Here is a 13,457-nt window from a genome sequence, read left to right on the forward strand (position 1 = left end):
CTGAATAAATGTAACGGGCGAGATCTTGTGCGGCGGGTAGGAGTGGAACCAAGGGACATATGAAACTCCTTGCAGAGTCAGGGGAGGTCCAAGGCGCACGGCCCGCGGCGGAACCAGTGCCCACGGGCCAGCTGGAGCGACGGCTGTGCTGATCGGGCCGGATGAACCTTCCTCCGGCCGGAGCTTGACTCCTCCGTGTTGGATTTCTGGGATGACAGGGGAAATCCCGCCGGCCGCAGAGGATCCCTCCCGACTGTCGCAGCCGCGGGGGCGTGCCACGGGTTTCCGCCGCACACGGTGCGGCGGAAACGTTACTGCCGAGGCTGGACGGGGCTGGGGCGCCGGATCATGGTGAGGATGTCGCGCCGATGCCCGGCAAACTGCGGCTCGCTCTTGGTGGTCACCTGGTCCCGGTCGCGGGGCAGGTCGATGTTGACGATCTGGCGCACGGTGCTTGGGGCGGAGGACATCACGATGACTTGGTCGCTGAGATATACGGCTTCGTCGACATCGTGGGTCACGAACAATACGGTGGCTCCGCTGTTGCGCTGAATGCTGAGGGTGAGGTCCTCCAGGTCCGCGCGGGTCTGTGCGTCGACGGAGGCGAAGGGCTCATCCATGAGGAGGATCGCGGGACGGTAGGCAACCGCCCTGGCGATCGCTACACGCTGCTGCATGCCTCCGGAGAGCTGCCAAGGGTATTGCTTGTGACAGTGGCCGAGGCCGACCGCTTCGAGCGCTTCATCTACGCGCTTCCTGATCTCGGAGGAGTGGACGCGCCCCTCGAGGGGGAGCCCGACGTTCCGTTCGATGGTGAACCACGGCATAAGGGAGGCTCGGTAGTCCTGAAAAACCAGTGCCATGCTTTCGGGCGGTCCGTCCACGGGGACTCCGTCCACGGCTACGGAGCCGCTGGTGGGCTTCAGCAGGCCGCACAGGCATTTGAGGAGCGTGGTTTTTCCGGCGCCGGAGGGACCGACGATGCTGACGAAGCGCCCTTCGCCGACTTCGAAGTCGAGGCCGCCGATGGCTTGGACCGCTTTGCTGCCCTGACCGTAGGTCTTGGTCATGTTGGTTACCTTGAGCATGGCTGTTTCCTTTTCGGGTTCGGCTTGTCGCTAGTTCCGGCCGGCGCCGCTTCTGAAATCCGGATGCCAGCGCAGGATGCGGCGCTGAACCAGGAGGAAGAGCGCTGTGAGGGCGTATCCCAGGATCCCGAGCAGGAACATTCCGGACCACATGGACGAGATGTCGAGGGTGCGTTGGGACTGGATGATGTAGTGGCCGAGGCCGTTGGTTGCGGCGACCATCTCGCTGATGACCATCAGCAGCAGGGAGATCGACAGGCAGGTGCGGACCCCGGCGAAGATGTGCGGGGAGGCCGAAGGCAGCACGACGGTGCGGAGCCTTTTCCAGGGGCTGAGCCGGTAGACGACGGCGGCGTCCCTGAGCGTTGAGTCCACCGAACGGACACCGTCCTCAGTGCTGAGTACGACGGGCCAGACGGCTCCGAGGACAATGAGGAAGATTTTGCCGGAGTCCCCGAGGCCGAAGAGAAGGAGCGCGACGGGGATCAGCGCCGGCGGCGGGACGGCCCGGAGGAACTGCAGGACGGGGTCCAGGTAGTGCCGCAGTTGTGTTGAGAGGCCTACCGCGGTGCCAATCGCGATTCCTAGGGCGGTCGCCAGGAGGAACCCGCCGGCCATCCGCAGCAGGCTGGGCAGCACGTCGGCTCGGATTCCCTCGGGAGTCCACTTCTCCAGGAATGCTTCCCACATATCGCCCAGCGGGGGCCAGAAGGGGTGGTCGCTGTTGGCTGAGACGAACCACCAGCCGGCGATGAGGGCGACCGGGACGGCGATCTCTATTAGGAGATATGACCGTTGGCGCATTAGATGGCTCCTTCGCGGTGGAGGACGTGCCAGCCGAGCAGCCGCTTCTCGATGCGGCGAATGGCGATGTTGATGAGCACTCCCAGGATGCCGGCGAAGCCTATGTAGGCATACATGGCGTCGTAGACGCCGGCAGTTTGCGCGTTGTAGATCCGCTCGCCGATGCCAGGGGCGCCGCCGACGAGTTCCGCGACGACGGCCACGATCAGGGCAATGGATGACGAGATCCTGAAACCCGTGGCGATGAAGGGCATGGTGGCCGGCAGGAAGACTTTCCGCACCCGGGCGGCGAGGCCCAGGTGGTAGACCTGCGCGGTGTCAACGGTGACCGGCTCTATCGCCTTAACCCCATAGTAGGTCTGGTAAAGCAGGGGCCAAACGGCGGCCAAGGTGATCATCCAGACCTTCATGGGCATGGTCGGACCGAACATGAGCAACAGCAGCGGCAGGAACGTGACTCCGGGAATGGGCCGGAGGAACTCGAAGACCGGACGCACCCCTCGGTACACGGGCTCGGCCCGTCCGATCAGGACACCGACGGGGATGGCCAGGGCGGCCACGACAAGCATGCCCAGGATCCAGCCCTGGAGCGTCAGGAGCACGGGCTCGAGGATGCGGCCGGTGGCCACCTCCTGGCCCATGACCATCAGGACGTCGGAGGCGGGGGGAAGGGTTGCCGCGTCGAAGAGTCCGGAGCGGGCCAGGATCTCCCAGACGATGAGGCTGCACGCGACGCCGATGAGGCCTCGGGTGAAGGACGGGGTGCCGCGCGAGCCTTTGGTATTCCCGCTACGGCCGAGCCCGTTCCGCGCAGGGTGGGTGGTCGTTGTCACTGCTGCTCCCAGAAGATCTCGTTCAGGTCGAAGTCGTTCTGCAGGAACCCGTAGCGCTTCATTGCGTCCCGGGTGCTCTCCATTCCCTCGCGCTGGAGCGTCGAGCCGTAGGCGGGAAGGAGCATCTTCGCGCTCACCTCGGGCGGCACTTCGGAATATTCGGAGATGACGTCCCGGACCTCGTCCGGGTTTTGCGAGGCATACTCGAGGCTTTGCGTCATCGCGGCCGAGAATTTCTGCACGACCTCAGGATCGGACTTGGCCATCCGGTCGCTGGTGAAGAAGGCGGTGATCGGTGCGCCCGGCGGCAGAGCGCGGTCCACCTCGGCGATGCTCGTTGCGCCTTCCTCCAGGGCTGTGCTGAGGAAGGGCTCGACGGCGGCGATCGCGTCGACATCGCCGCGTTCCAGCGCAGCGGGCATCTCGGCGAAGGGAACCTCGACGAACTTGGTGCTTTCCGCGTCAATACCGGCGGATTCAAGGTGCCAGCGTGTCATCAGCTCCAGCTGGGCCTTGAGCGCGTTGACGGCAACGGTCTTGCCTTCCAGATCCTTCTCGGAGGAGATGCCGCTGGATGGATCGACGAGGAGCTGAACGCTGGAATCGTGTGAGGCTTCCGGGGCAACGGACGATGGCGAGACCACGGACACGTCGAGCTTCTGGCCCTGGGCCACGAGCAGGGGCGGCACGGCAACACCGGCGAAATCCGTGGACCCGGAAAGGACGGCGGTGATGGTTTCAGTACCGACGCGCCCCGAGGCGAATTCGACGGACAGGCCCTGGTCCTCGAAGAAGCCCTTTTCCACTCCCAGATACAGGGGCGCGTAGTCGGCGACCGGCGCCGTGGCCACCGTGATCGCTTCCACGCCCCCACTGGCCGTTTCGCCCGATCCGCCGCAGGCGGACAGTGCCAGAGAGGCGGGCAATACGATGGCGGCGAATCCGATGTGGCGCTTGCGCATGATGCTCCTAGGAAATGGTTGACCGGATATGGCCTCCATCACACCATGTCACTGGCACCGCCGGAAGAATGGGATTTCCTACGACGGCCATAGATTCTTCCTATGCCGTGCAGGTTCCCGTGCCTTTGGTTGCCAATCCGACGAATGCCCGGGCGGCAGGACTGAGGGACCGGCGACGGTGGACCAGTGTGACCTGGTGCAGCAGGGGAGGGTTCAAGGGGCGGACCCTCGCGCCCTGGGCGGCCAGCGGCTCGGAGATGGGGCGGCGCAGCAAGGCAGCGCCGGCGCCTGCCATGACGAAGTCCGCGATGGCCGTCCGGTGGTCCGATTCGACGCACACGCGCAGCTGTTTCCCGGTGCGGGAAAAGATCTGCTCCAGCTTTGACCGTGAAACCGACCTCCCGGGCGGGCTGGTGACGAATTCGAAGAGCGAGAGGTCTTCCCAGGAGACCGGGCCCGACCCCACCGCTGCGCCTGGTGGCAAAACGAGGACAATCTCCTGTCCGGCGAGCTCATGGATGCAGAGTTCGGGTTCTGGCGTCATGTCCTCCACAAGCCCGATCTCGCAGCGGCCGCTGCGCACGTAGGCCGGAGCGTCGGAAACATCCGGGGGGTCGATTACCCGGACCTGCACATCTGGAAAGGACCTGCGGTAGGAGCCCACAAACGAAGCCAGGGGGTCAATGGCCAGGGCCGGTACGGAGACGATGTCCAGGGTGCCGCCGCGCAGGCCCAGCACGTGGCCGACGGACTCCAGGGCCACGGAAAGGTCCCGCAGCACCTGCCGTGCCGGTTCGATCAGTGCCTCCCCAGCAGCGGTCGGGCGGACCCCCCTAGTGGAGCGGAGGAACAGTTCGCCCCTCACTTCCCGCTCCAGCTGCTTGATGGCTTGGGACACGGATGGCTGGGCCAGGTGCAGTGCCTCCGCGGCACGGGAAATGCTCTCGTTCTCCACAACGGACAGGAATATCTCCAATTGACGGCGATCCATAGATGGATTCTATGTCTGCTATCAGGTCCTTGTCTTCGACACTATGGGAGGCATGTGTTGCGATAGTCGACAGCAGCGACGACACCTAAAAAGGCAGGGACATGAGCACGCACAACGTCTTGCTCTTAATGAGCGATCAGCATTCCCCATACATCATGGGATGCTACGGAAACGACCATGCCAGTACCCCGAACCTGGATGCATTGGCGGCACGAGGCACAGTGTTCGACGCCGCCTATACTCCCTCCCCCATTTGCGTGCCCGCCCGGGCCTCGCTGGCCACCGGACGTTTCGCTCATGACACCGGAAACTGGGACAACGCGGCCCCTTTCACGGGCACCGAGGCCGCCAGCTGGGCGACGCGGCTGGGGGAAAACGGGATTCCGGTCACCACCTTCGGCAAGCTGCATTACCGGGCACCGGAGGATCCGACAGGGTTCAAAAACCAGGTCCTGCCCCTCCATGTGAAGAACGGGGTGGGTGACCTTACCCAGCTCCTGCGCGGAGAGCAGCCGCCCACTCCGGGACTTCGTGCCATGGTCGAACAGGCCGGACCAGGGGAGAGCGACTACACGCGCTACGACCGCGACGTGGCCGTAGCTGCCGCAGAATGGATCGTGCAGCAGCCATCGAGCGGGCAGCCCTGGTGCGCTGTCGTCTCGCTGGTCTCCCCTCACTACCCGCTCATCGCGCCGGTGGAGTACTACGAGCGGTTCATCAAGGAGGACCTTCCCCCGCGCCCAGGCTCTGATCCGCGGCAGTGGGACCACCATCCGGCGCCTTCGGAATACCGGAGCAAGAGCTGCCTCGACGAACCCCTCGATCCGGAAACGGTCCGCCGGGCCACCGCCGCATACTACGCGTTGGTCGCCTTTATGGATGCGCAAATGGGGCGGGTCCTGAAAGCCTTGAAAGACTCCGGGCAGACGGAGAACACGACCGTGATCTATCTATCGGATCACGGTGAATCGCTCGGCTCCCATGGCTTCTGGTTCAAAAGCACCCTGCATGAGACCGCCGTCAGGGTGCCCATGATCATCGCGGACGCCGCTGTGAAAGGCCGCCGGCGCTGCACAACTCCGGCCAGCCTAGTCGATGTGTTCCCTACGATGCTGGAGCAGTTCGGGGTGCCGCTGTCGCCGGAGGACAAAGGCATCAGGGGCACGTCGCTGCGGCGGCTGGCCCGGGAACCGGAGGATCCCGAACGCCAGGTCTTCGCCGAATACCATGCGGTGCATTCCAGCTCGGCATCATTCGCCCTGCGGCGCGGACGCTGGAAGCTGCACCACCACGTGGGCCACCCATCCCGGCTCTTCAACCTAGTCACAGACCCGGACGAACTGCACGACCTCGCCGGCAAGCCCGAGTTCGCGCCCGTGCTCGCTCAGCTGGAGGAAGACCTCTCCGGCATTGTGCCGCCACACGAGCTGGATGTCACGGTAAAGAAGGACCAAGCCGAGCGGATGGAGCGCGCCGGTGGCCGCGAGGCCGTCCTGGCCACGCAGTTCGCCGCGCCCTATACGCCCGTACCTGCCGCCCGCGCCTGAACCCGGAAGCCGGCCCGGCAGGGCAGAGTTGAACGCAGAAAGGAACAACCCAAGCCTGCCACTGCTGCACCGCCTACTGTCTTGGTACATCCTCCCCGGAACCTAGCGGTGGAACTTGGCCCCCGCTCCGGGGCGCGAGCGGCGGTCGGACGTCCTATTGCCCGGACGCGCCTGCTTCAAGCGTGCCCGCGGCGATGGCGTTTCGCTTCAGCGAAAAACACAAATAACCCGAGGAGACCCGATGCAGACCACACAACTTCGCAGATACACCATCCGGCCAGACGCCCACCAGGACTTCGTGAACTTCTGGCGTCAAAACGTCACGACGCTGCGCCGCGATGCCGGATTCACGATTGAATTCGCGGTCATGGACGAGCAGGCCTCCGAGTTTATCTGGGCTGTGAGCGCCCCAGGCGACAAGAAGGCCTTCCAGAAGCTTGAAGCGACCTACAACGCCTCCCCGACCCGGACAGCAGTATTTGCCAACATCCCCGGCTGGGTGACTGCCGTCCAGATCTCCTTCATCCAGCCCGCTTACTAGCTCCGGCATCGGAACCCGCACGACGCAGGAAGCATCCCCTGATCGCGGACCACAGGTTCCCACCCAGAACCCTAACCACCCTCAGCAGACTGCTGTCTAAGCGACCTGCTCCGTCGAACTCCCATGAAGTGGCAGGGCCCATGCCTTGACGAAGGGTCATGTTGCTTCGAGGCAGACTGACCCGTCTTCCTCGGAGCTTATGCCGAACAGGACCCTACTGGTGACCCGGCGTCTTGAAGACCGACGAATGGGCGAGCTAGTGGCGTATGCGGTCGCATACCATCCGCCGCATGTAGGCCGTTGCACAGCTCGGCTGCCTCTGAATCAGCCAGTTGCGGCGCTTCCATCTCGACCGGGCCCGCGACATCCCTCCATTCGCGTAAGGTGCAAGACTTTCGCTTTATACGGATAGCCCTAGTCAGAGCTGAACAAGCAGGCCACATTCCTGGCTCCCGCACTGTCCGGACAGACACAAACTGTAAACGTGCCATGCCTTATACGCGCTGAAGCCGCCCGGCAAAAACTGCGCTACTCCAAGGCAAGCCAGCGAAGTCGGAACCGAGCCGCACAGGGAACCGTCTCTCAATCCGTCGAATTCGCGCTGAAGGCGATTCGCCGGACTCGACTGTCATATGCGCCGTTATCGGCGTGAGTTCACTCGATGAACTCTACTGTGGGCGAGGAGGGCCTGACGTCGTCATTGGAAGTGCGCTTTCTATCGATGATCCTCTTAGCTTCACCGATGAACCGTTTGGCTCCCTCGTAGCTCAGAGCATCCACCGACCCCATGCTTTTCAGGATTTTCCTGGTCCTTAGTCGACGCCATGTTTGCAGGAGACCGATGGTGCCTAGTCCTAGCGCCGCGGCTACCCAGATGCCGAAGACAACGACGGTCATGGGACTGTGATCGTCGGATAGAGCTTGCTGCAAGTAGGCATTGTTGAGGAGGGGAACGAACATCATGCAGGCGTACGCGATAAGAAGCACTCCCGTTAGGGAACCTGGGCGGGATAGCCGGCTCACCGACTCCAGATACAGAACAGCGTTGAGACGCTTTTCCTTATCCAAAGTGTCTAGCATCTGCCGGTGAGTTCTTCCTGCTGATTCTGAGGCATCCTGACCTGTAAGCGGTCCCCACTCTCGAAGGAGCTCAGAGGTTTTGGCGAGGCCCTGCATGTTCTCGAGATATCTTTTGCCTTGGCTGCTCCTGATCATATGAACAGCAGTGACCACTCCGACGACGAGAGACCCCAGTCCCACAAGGTTCGTGAACAATTCCCAGTTCATGCTTTCCTTTCAAGCAATACTTCGCGTCCCTGTAACGCACCGCCCGCCAGGGGCCGGATCTTGTGGGGGCATCGATGATGGTGAGGCACGGCATCGTACGACACCGTGCCTCTTTGAGTCCCAGGACTGGTGGAAGTCCCGAGAACATCTAGAATCGCGGCAGCGACAACAGGTTGTTATTCCATCGTCCATCTGCATAGGTCCGTAGATAGGGCGCGGCATTATCCGGCTTGATAACTCCGACCGGCACTGTTGAAGCGCCTGCTCCCACGTACGCCCGGCCCTTTTTCACATCAATCCAATGGACCATGGTGGGCTTGTCACTGGTCCCGGTTTTCCCGTCCGAGCTGTTAACCCACCTGTACTTGGTGATGTGCCGGTGATCTTCCGTTGTTCCTTCAACGTGGACGTGTGTGATTTCAACTGCCATGATCTGCTCCTGAGCTTTGACTGTTCGATGGAGGCCATCGGGTGATTGCGCTGCAGTTCAACGATCCCTCGGTGATTGCAGGTAACGGGGACGGGCTTTCTTCCCGCCCCCGCCCGGTCCTTCAGACCTTCTGAGTGATAGTCCCGCCTGGGTTACGTCGTGCCGTTGCCTGCGTAACGAAGCGGCCGGTGGAGGCCGAACGCTGCACGCTTCGGCTATTCGTCGTGCCGGAGCCGACCCGCTCAGTCGTTGTCGTTCGTGGAGACCTGGCTGCGGTGGCCTTGCTGACAAAGCGGCCAGTGCGCGCGCTGCGGCTAACGGATCTTGCCATGGTGTCCTCCTCAGAACACTCAGCCGAGGGGAGGGAAGCCATCTTGGCCGCCTGTGACTCCGTTAGAATCGCTAGTACCACTAACCATGGAACTTGCGGTTCTTACCTCGAGTTGCTGGGCGGGTCCGGTGCAACGGGCCCGCCTTTCGCATGTCAGGACTACTGACACGTTTAACTTACTCGCATCATATCTTCAGGGCAAGTCTGAAGACAGATAGCGAGATTGTGGGTATGATAGTCGCATGACATGAGGTAGTTCGCTTCTCCTGTAGCCTGTAATTCACGCGAGGGGTGAAGGACGGCATACAGCATGCAGGTGGACTACGAGGATGAGGATCTGAGGAGTCTCGCTTATGTCGCCAACTACCGGACCTCCCGTTGGGCTCCCAATGTGACGAAGGCTTATCGGCGACGAATTCAACAGCTGCACGCAGCGGCTAGCGACCAAGATCTGAGAGCCCTTAAATCCCTTCACCTTGAGAAGCTGAAGGGCGACCGTGACGGAACATGGTCTATCCGAATTGATAAAAAATACAGACTTATTCTGCGGTTTGAAACCAACGATGGCGGGCGAATGGCCATCGTGATTGAAGCCGTTGACTACCACTGAAGGAGTGATACTCGTGGCCCCCGAGCTCGTTGAAGCATTCCCTCCCGGAGAATTCCTTGCCGAGGAGCTCGAAGCACGCCATTGGTCGCAGAGTGACTTTGCGCAGATTCTCGGACGCCCCGCTCAGTTTGTCTCGGAGATAATCGCGGGGAAAAAGGAAATCACCAGGGAGTCCGCAGCCCAGATTGCTGCTGCCCTCGACACGACCCCCGAATACTGGCTGAACCTTCAGAACTCGTATCTGCTCTGGAACCAGGCGCAGGATGACGACACTCGCCAGGAACTGGACGACGTCCGCCTTCGGGCTCGGATGAACGAGCTGGCGCCGGTAGCTTTGCTGCGAAAGCGCGGCATACTCACCGGCGAATCCATAGCCGAGCAGGCCAGCGAGCTAGTTAATCTGTTCCAAATAGATCACATCGAGGACACTCCCGGTTTCCTGGCCGCCGCACGCCGCTCCAATCGTGAAGAAGAGCCCACGCCGGCGCAAAAGGCGTGGCTCGCGTGCGCTCATAGACAGGCACAAAAACTCCAAGTCGATGAATACGATCCTCAGGGTCTGACGGAACTAGCGGAAAGGCTGTCCGGCTTCGTTGCCGATCACGAAAATTTTGCGACTCTTCCCGGTAAGTTCGCGGCGGTGGGAGTGCGCCTCGTCTACGTAGCGGCTTTCCCTGGAAGTAAGCTCAACGGTGCCTCTTTTCTGTTGGACGATGATCCTAAGCAGCCAGTAATCGCGCTATCCGGACGAGGCAAACGCCTTGACGTCGTCCTCTTCACACTCCTGCACGAAGTAGCTCATATCGTGCTGGGCCACGTCTCTCCCGAGCGGCTTGTGATCGATGAAGACTCTTCTGAAGAGCCGGCTGAGAAGGAAGCCGACCAACAGGCCGGCCAGTGGCAGATTCCCGGCGGACTGCCGACCGCCCCATCGGCCGTACGCAGAGGGTGGATTCAAACCCAGGCAGAGCGAGTTGGGGTTCATCCAGTTGTTGTGTTGGGCCGGCTCCAGCGAGACAAAGCAATAGATTACAGAACAGCATTGGCGAAGGGGGCGCCGACGGTTACGGCGCAACTAGAACGCTGGGGTTAGATTCCGAGGCCATCCTCGAGTGGCCCGATGTCGGCATATGCGCCGTTATCGGCTTCAGCCGTCCGACTGCGACGCCTTTCAATGTGTCTGTACCAATGCCAGTGCATGATTTCGAGGTTTGTCTCTGAACAGGTGGCTGAACTGACTATGCTTGGGGTCGGCCATCCCGGCGGTGTAACAGCGGACTGGTATAGCCCGTGGAGAGGAGACGGTTTTGGGTGAGGGGCCGGATACGTACAGGTTCGAGGGCATTCCGTTGACGCCAAATGTGATCGCCGAGCTCGCCCAGGAGCTTATGGCAGAGAGCATTTTCCGGCGCTCGGATCTCATTGAGCGGGTGCAGGAGTACCATACGGCGCGCGGAGGTGCCCTGACAACCTCAGACGTCACCTCGATGACCAAGAAGGCCTTGCAAACCCTTACTCGGACTGGGGCGCTCGAGCCGGCCGGAACCTACGGCAGATGGCGCTGGCTCCAGGACCGCACAATCGCACCCGTTGAACTGGGACTGGACGAGTTCAGTGGAGAAGGCCGTGAGGATGACGAGATTGACTTTGCTTCCGACGCCGTCGTAGATGGAATTGGACAGGGGTCTGTCTACGCCTACTACTTTCCGAGTTACAAAGAACTTGCGTGCTTGAAGAATGAAGATCGCTGGCCTCTGAAGGTAGGCATGACGTCGCTGAGCGATGCACACATTCGCATCACAGATCAGCAAGGTACGGCTCTGCCCGAGGCGCCAGTCGTCGCCTATATCCGCCGCACCGACACACCTAGGAAGCTCGAGCAGGCGCTTCACTCGGTTCTTTTTTTCAGGGGACAGCAGCTCGAAGATGCACCTGGGTCAGAATGGTTTTGGTCCAACCCAGAAGAGATCAAGTCGATTGTTGATTGGGTGTTCGCTCGAGAATGGCAGTAGCCCTCTGAGGTAGCTGTGAGTCGAGGAGTTCGCTGGGCCGTCTCGCTCCCCATGCGAAGGTTGGGCACCGTTCAGTGATAAGCACTAAGATTCCTTTTTTCGATGCGCTGGACCCCAATGCATTGCGAACTTCCAGCCTTGTGGAGCGTTGTACGGTTGCAATTCTCTCCGTACGATCCCGATTGGCCAACCCCATAGGAACTCCACGAGTATTCCGATAGCTGGCCATGCGGCTGGATTCCTCTCCTGTTGCTTTATCGCTACCTTCGTGAGGTTGTTCTTGAGCTTTCTTCCCCAACCATGGCTGTCGAACCACATTCTCCGTCGACTTGGCAACCCTCGGCGATCCCGCAAATGGGTTGTTTTGTGTAGTGTCTTCTGCCATTTCCTGCCATCTGAGTCACGGAAATGAATAACTGGACCGACTATAGGAAGGCTAACGCGAGCTTCTGGTGCCTTGAGTACCAACTGCTCTCCCGGACTCAGCAAGGCTTCTGCCCGAGTTAGCGGCAGATAATCCACTGTCCAAGCCTCCGGCTTTCGTCGGTCGTTGACCCATGTATCTCCGTAGGCCATTCCTGCGAGTTCAATAACTATTGAATTTTCACCATCATTCCGAAGAATTATCTCGTCACAATTAGCATGGGTGATCTCGCCCTCTGCGGCCGAATAGAAAATGGACACGCTTTTGGCGTGCTTTATTTTATCTAGTGATATTGTCCGCCAGAGGGCTGTAACTGCCACCAATAACGCTAGTGCACTGATCAGTTCTGTCATGACAATAAATCTAGCTCGTCGATTCCTCTCTCATCTCTGCCGTAACCCACGATCCTTGAATGCCGTCTCCTGTAACCCCAGATCGCGCTGAGCTGCGCGTCTGAAGGCTTCGAGATCACTATCCGACTGCATCATGTGTCCTACGGCCGCGCCGGGAAGTTCCGCTAAAATGCGCTTAGTGAGGCGGCGGGCGGCAAGGGCGGCCGGCTCACTCGCGAACATCTCTACCTCAGCTAGATGTCCGAGAGCGCCCTTCGTCCAGTCCGGTGGGGGCTCACCGTATTCGTTGTCCTTGCCCAGATAGCCAACTCGGCCACGCATTGCCACCCAGCGGCTAAGATGGCGGCATTCAGTGCTGAGAGCAAGGTAGCTCTCCTTGCGCATATCGCGAGTCCAGCGGAATTGCTCGGTTACTTTCTCATCCTCTGCCCTTTTGTTAGCCCTGTGCTGTGTGTGTCGGGCCCCCTTAATGCGCAATACAGTTGGGTGATGATCATCAAGACTGAAGGAATCACACTGACCAGCGAACAGCGGGAGGATATCGAGTCGGGACTTCTCGCCATGGATAACCCCGAAGGCACAATTTTGGTCACGAGTGAATTTGAACAATCTATCCGCAAACTCACAGGGTTTGAGCACTACTCAGCTGATCGAGGCAGCGGGGGCGTCGCAGCAAAAACAATAGAAGATCATGTGCTCATCAACGCGTCGGTGCTGAATGAGCCTGCTCATGGTGGGCTGAAGCGTCTGGTTGCACATGAAGCCGGACACGTCCTGATGGAACTTCGGGAAGAGGACGGCAGGAAGTATCACCGACTCGCGACCACGCAGTGGCAGTGGAACGTCATAAGCCTCGCAGTGAAGGGAATGGAGGAATACCGCATCGAGCGGAGGTTGGCCGACCTAGGATTTGACCCAGCTTCTCCTACCGCCCTCGGTTACTGGGATATCGTGCTTTTTGATACCAATGTCGCCTTGGTGGAGTCGGTACTGACGGAACAGTCCGTGGATTCCCTTTTCGCCCAGGTTAATGGTGCTGCTGACATCCTGGTCACAACCTTGGCGTACACCATTGGTTCACTGAATAGCCCAGCGAGCAGGTTCGCAGTGGAGGCGCTCCCACTATATGCGCGTCAGAACTGGGACGACTTCGTTTCGGCAACGTGGGATCAGCGAGTGGAATTCTATGAGGGCCTTCCTGCTTGTTCGGAGCCCATTTCCGCATCTGTCAACGGCCATTTGAA

At 60.6% G+C, this 13,457-nt stretch carries 15 protein-coding genes; 6 read left to right on the forward strand and 9 right to left on the reverse strand.

The genetic code is table 11. The annotated features are described in order from the left end of the window. Positions 1 to 311: 311 nt before the first annotated feature. From AHIS1636_RS19820 to AHIS1636_RS19840, 5 genes are all read right to left on the reverse strand, one after another. Positions 312 to 1,088 (reverse strand): ABC transporter ATP-binding protein, encoded by a 777-nt coding sequence (locus AHIS1636_RS19820; protein ID WP_264797591.1) that lies wholly within the window; start codon positions 1,086 to 1,088, stop codon positions 312 to 314. A 30-nt stretch (positions 1,089 to 1,118) separates the two neighbouring features. Beyond that, positions 1,119 to 1,892 (reverse strand): ABC transporter permease, encoded by a 774-nt coding sequence (locus tag AHIS1636_RS19825; RefSeq protein WP_264797592.1) that lies wholly within the window; start codon positions 1,890 to 1,892, stop codon positions 1,119 to 1,121. Beyond that, the gene (locus AHIS1636_RS19830; RefSeq protein WP_264797593.1) at positions 1,892 to 2,725 is read right to left on the reverse strand and encodes an ABC transporter permease; all 834 of its coding nucleotides are present in this window, start codon (positions 2,723 to 2,725) and stop codon (positions 1,892 to 1,894) included. The genes AHIS1636_RS19825 and AHIS1636_RS19830 overlap by 1 nt, the downstream gene beginning before the upstream one ends. Then, a complete protein-coding gene (locus AHIS1636_RS19835; protein ID WP_264797594.1) occupies positions 2,722 to 3,687 on the reverse strand; it encodes an ABC transporter substrate-binding protein in 966 nt (321 codons plus the stop codon). The genes AHIS1636_RS19830 and AHIS1636_RS19835 overlap by 4 nt, the downstream gene beginning before the upstream one ends. 100 nt (positions 3,688 to 3,787) lie before the next feature. Then, positions 3,788 to 4,678, reverse strand: coding sequence for a LysR family transcriptional regulator (locus AHIS1636_RS19840; protein WP_264797595.1), 891 nt, complete (start codon positions 4,676 to 4,678; stop codon positions 3,788 to 3,790). Positions 4,679 to 4,779: 101 nt separating this feature from the next. On the opposite strand from AHIS1636_RS19840, the gene AHIS1636_RS19845 reads away from it, so the two are divergent. Together AHIS1636_RS19845 and AHIS1636_RS19850 are read left to right on the forward strand one after the other, a co-directional pair. Continuing rightward, positions 4,780 to 6,225: a sulfatase-like hydrolase/transferase gene (locus tag AHIS1636_RS19845; protein WP_264797596.1), complete on the forward strand. Its 1,446-nt coding sequence runs from the start codon at positions 4,780 to 4,782 to the stop codon at positions 6,223 to 6,225. Between the two features lie 241 nt (positions 6,226 to 6,466). Beyond that, positions 6,467 to 6,766: a hypothetical protein gene (locus tag AHIS1636_RS19850; protein ID WP_264797597.1), complete on the forward strand. Its 300-nt coding sequence runs from the start codon at positions 6,467 to 6,469 to the stop codon at positions 6,764 to 6,766. A gap of 654 nt (positions 6,767 to 7,420) precedes the next feature. Here AHIS1636_RS19850 and AHIS1636_RS19855 read toward each other — a convergent pair. Beyond that, complete coding sequence (locus AHIS1636_RS19855; protein ID WP_264797598.1) at positions 7,421 to 8,053, reverse strand: hypothetical protein; 633 nt, start codon at positions 8,051 to 8,053, stop codon at positions 7,421 to 7,423. Positions 8,054 to 8,201: 148 nt separating this feature from the next. Further along, complete coding sequence (locus AHIS1636_RS19860) at positions 8,202 to 8,483, reverse strand: DUF3892 domain-containing protein (protein ID WP_264797599.1); 282 nt, start codon at positions 8,481 to 8,483, stop codon at positions 8,202 to 8,204. Between the two features lie 641 nt (positions 8,484 to 9,124). Between AHIS1636_RS19860 and AHIS1636_RS19865 the strand changes: the two genes are divergently transcribed. The 3 genes from AHIS1636_RS19865 (at position 9,125) to AHIS1636_RS19875 (ending at position 11,436) form a co-directional block, all read left to right on the forward strand. Further along, positions 9,125 to 9,424 carry a type II toxin-antitoxin system RelE/ParE family toxin gene (locus AHIS1636_RS19865; RefSeq protein WP_264797600.1) on the forward strand — a complete coding sequence of 100 codons (300 nt, stop codon included), beginning with the start codon at positions 9,125 to 9,127 and terminating at the stop codon, positions 9,422 to 9,424. 13 nt (positions 9,425 to 9,437) lie between these two features. Next, positions 9,438 to 10,517: a HigA family addiction module antitoxin gene (locus AHIS1636_RS19870; RefSeq protein ID WP_264797601.1), complete on the forward strand. Its 1,080-nt coding sequence runs from the start codon at positions 9,438 to 9,440 to the stop codon at positions 10,515 to 10,517. 214 nt (positions 10,518 to 10,731) lie between these two features. Further along, the gene (locus AHIS1636_RS19875; RefSeq protein WP_264797602.1) at positions 10,732 to 11,436 is read left to right on the forward strand and encodes a GIY-YIG nuclease family protein; all 705 of its coding nucleotides are present in this window, start codon (positions 10,732 to 10,734) and stop codon (positions 11,434 to 11,436) included. An 84-nt stretch (positions 11,437 to 11,520) separates the two neighbouring features. Here the strand turns inward: AHIS1636_RS19875 and AHIS1636_RS19880 are convergent, their stop codons facing one another. Beyond that, positions 11,521 to 12,213: a hypothetical protein gene (locus AHIS1636_RS19880; RefSeq protein WP_264797603.1), complete on the reverse strand. Its 693-nt coding sequence runs from the start codon at positions 12,211 to 12,213 to the stop codon at positions 11,521 to 11,523. Between the two features lie 30 nt (positions 12,214 to 12,243). Further along, positions 12,244 to 12,597, reverse strand: a complete 354-nt coding sequence (locus AHIS1636_RS19885; protein WP_264797604.1) for a hypothetical protein — start codon at positions 12,595 to 12,597, stop codon at positions 12,244 to 12,246. Between the two features lie 105 nt (positions 12,598 to 12,702). Here AHIS1636_RS19885 and AHIS1636_RS19890 point away from each other — a divergent pair. Further along, positions 12,703 to 13,457: hypothetical protein (locus tag AHIS1636_RS19890; RefSeq protein ID WP_264797605.1), on the forward strand; the 755-nt coding region annotated here is incomplete at its 3' end.

It is taken from the genome of Arthrobacter mangrovi, assembly GCF_026011795.1.
GTDB lineage: Bacteria > Actinomycetota > Actinomycetes > Actinomycetales > Micrococcaceae > Crystallibacter > Crystallibacter mangrovi.

Bases quoted from the DNA above. Each gene is read 5' to 3' on its own strand.
- AHIS1636_RS19820 (WP_264797591.1), bottom strand. From the start codon at position 1,088: ATGCTCAAGGTAACCAACATGACCAAGACCTACGGTCAGGGCAGCAAA.
- AHIS1636_RS19825 (WP_264797592.1), bottom strand. From the start codon at position 1,892: ATGCGCCAACGGTCATATCTCCTAATAGAGATCGCCGTCCCGGTCGCC.
- AHIS1636_RS19835 (WP_264797594.1), bottom strand. From the start codon at position 3,687: ATGCGCAAGCGCCACATCGGATTCGCCGCCATCGTATTGCCCGCCTCT.
- AHIS1636_RS19840 (WP_264797595.1), bottom strand. From the start codon at position 4,678: ATGGATCGCCGTCAATTGGAGATATTCCTGTCCGTTGTGGAGAACGAG.
- AHIS1636_RS19845 (WP_264797596.1), top strand. From the start codon at position 4,780: ATGAGCACGCACAACGTCTTGCTCTTAATGAGCGATCAGCATTCCCCA.
- AHIS1636_RS19850 (WP_264797597.1), top strand. From the start codon at position 6,467: ATGCAGACCACACAACTTCGCAGATACACCATCCGGCCAGACGCCCAC.
- AHIS1636_RS19855 (WP_264797598.1), bottom strand. From the start codon at position 8,053: ATGAACTGGGAATTGTTCACGAACCTTGTGGGACTGGGGTCTCTCGTC.
- AHIS1636_RS19860 (WP_264797599.1), bottom strand. From the start codon at position 8,483: ATGGCAGTTGAAATCACACACGTCCACGTTGAAGGAACAACGGAAGAT.
- AHIS1636_RS19865 (WP_264797600.1), top strand. From the start codon at position 9,125: ATGCAGGTGGACTACGAGGATGAGGATCTGAGGAGTCTCGCTTATGTC.
- AHIS1636_RS19880 (WP_264797603.1), bottom strand. From the start codon at position 12,213: ATGACAGAACTGATCAGTGCACTAGCGTTATTGGTGGCAGTTACAGCC.
- AHIS1636_RS19885 (WP_264797604.1), bottom strand. From the start codon at position 12,597: ATGCGCAAGGAGAGCTACCTTGCTCTCAGCACTGAATGCCGCCATCTT.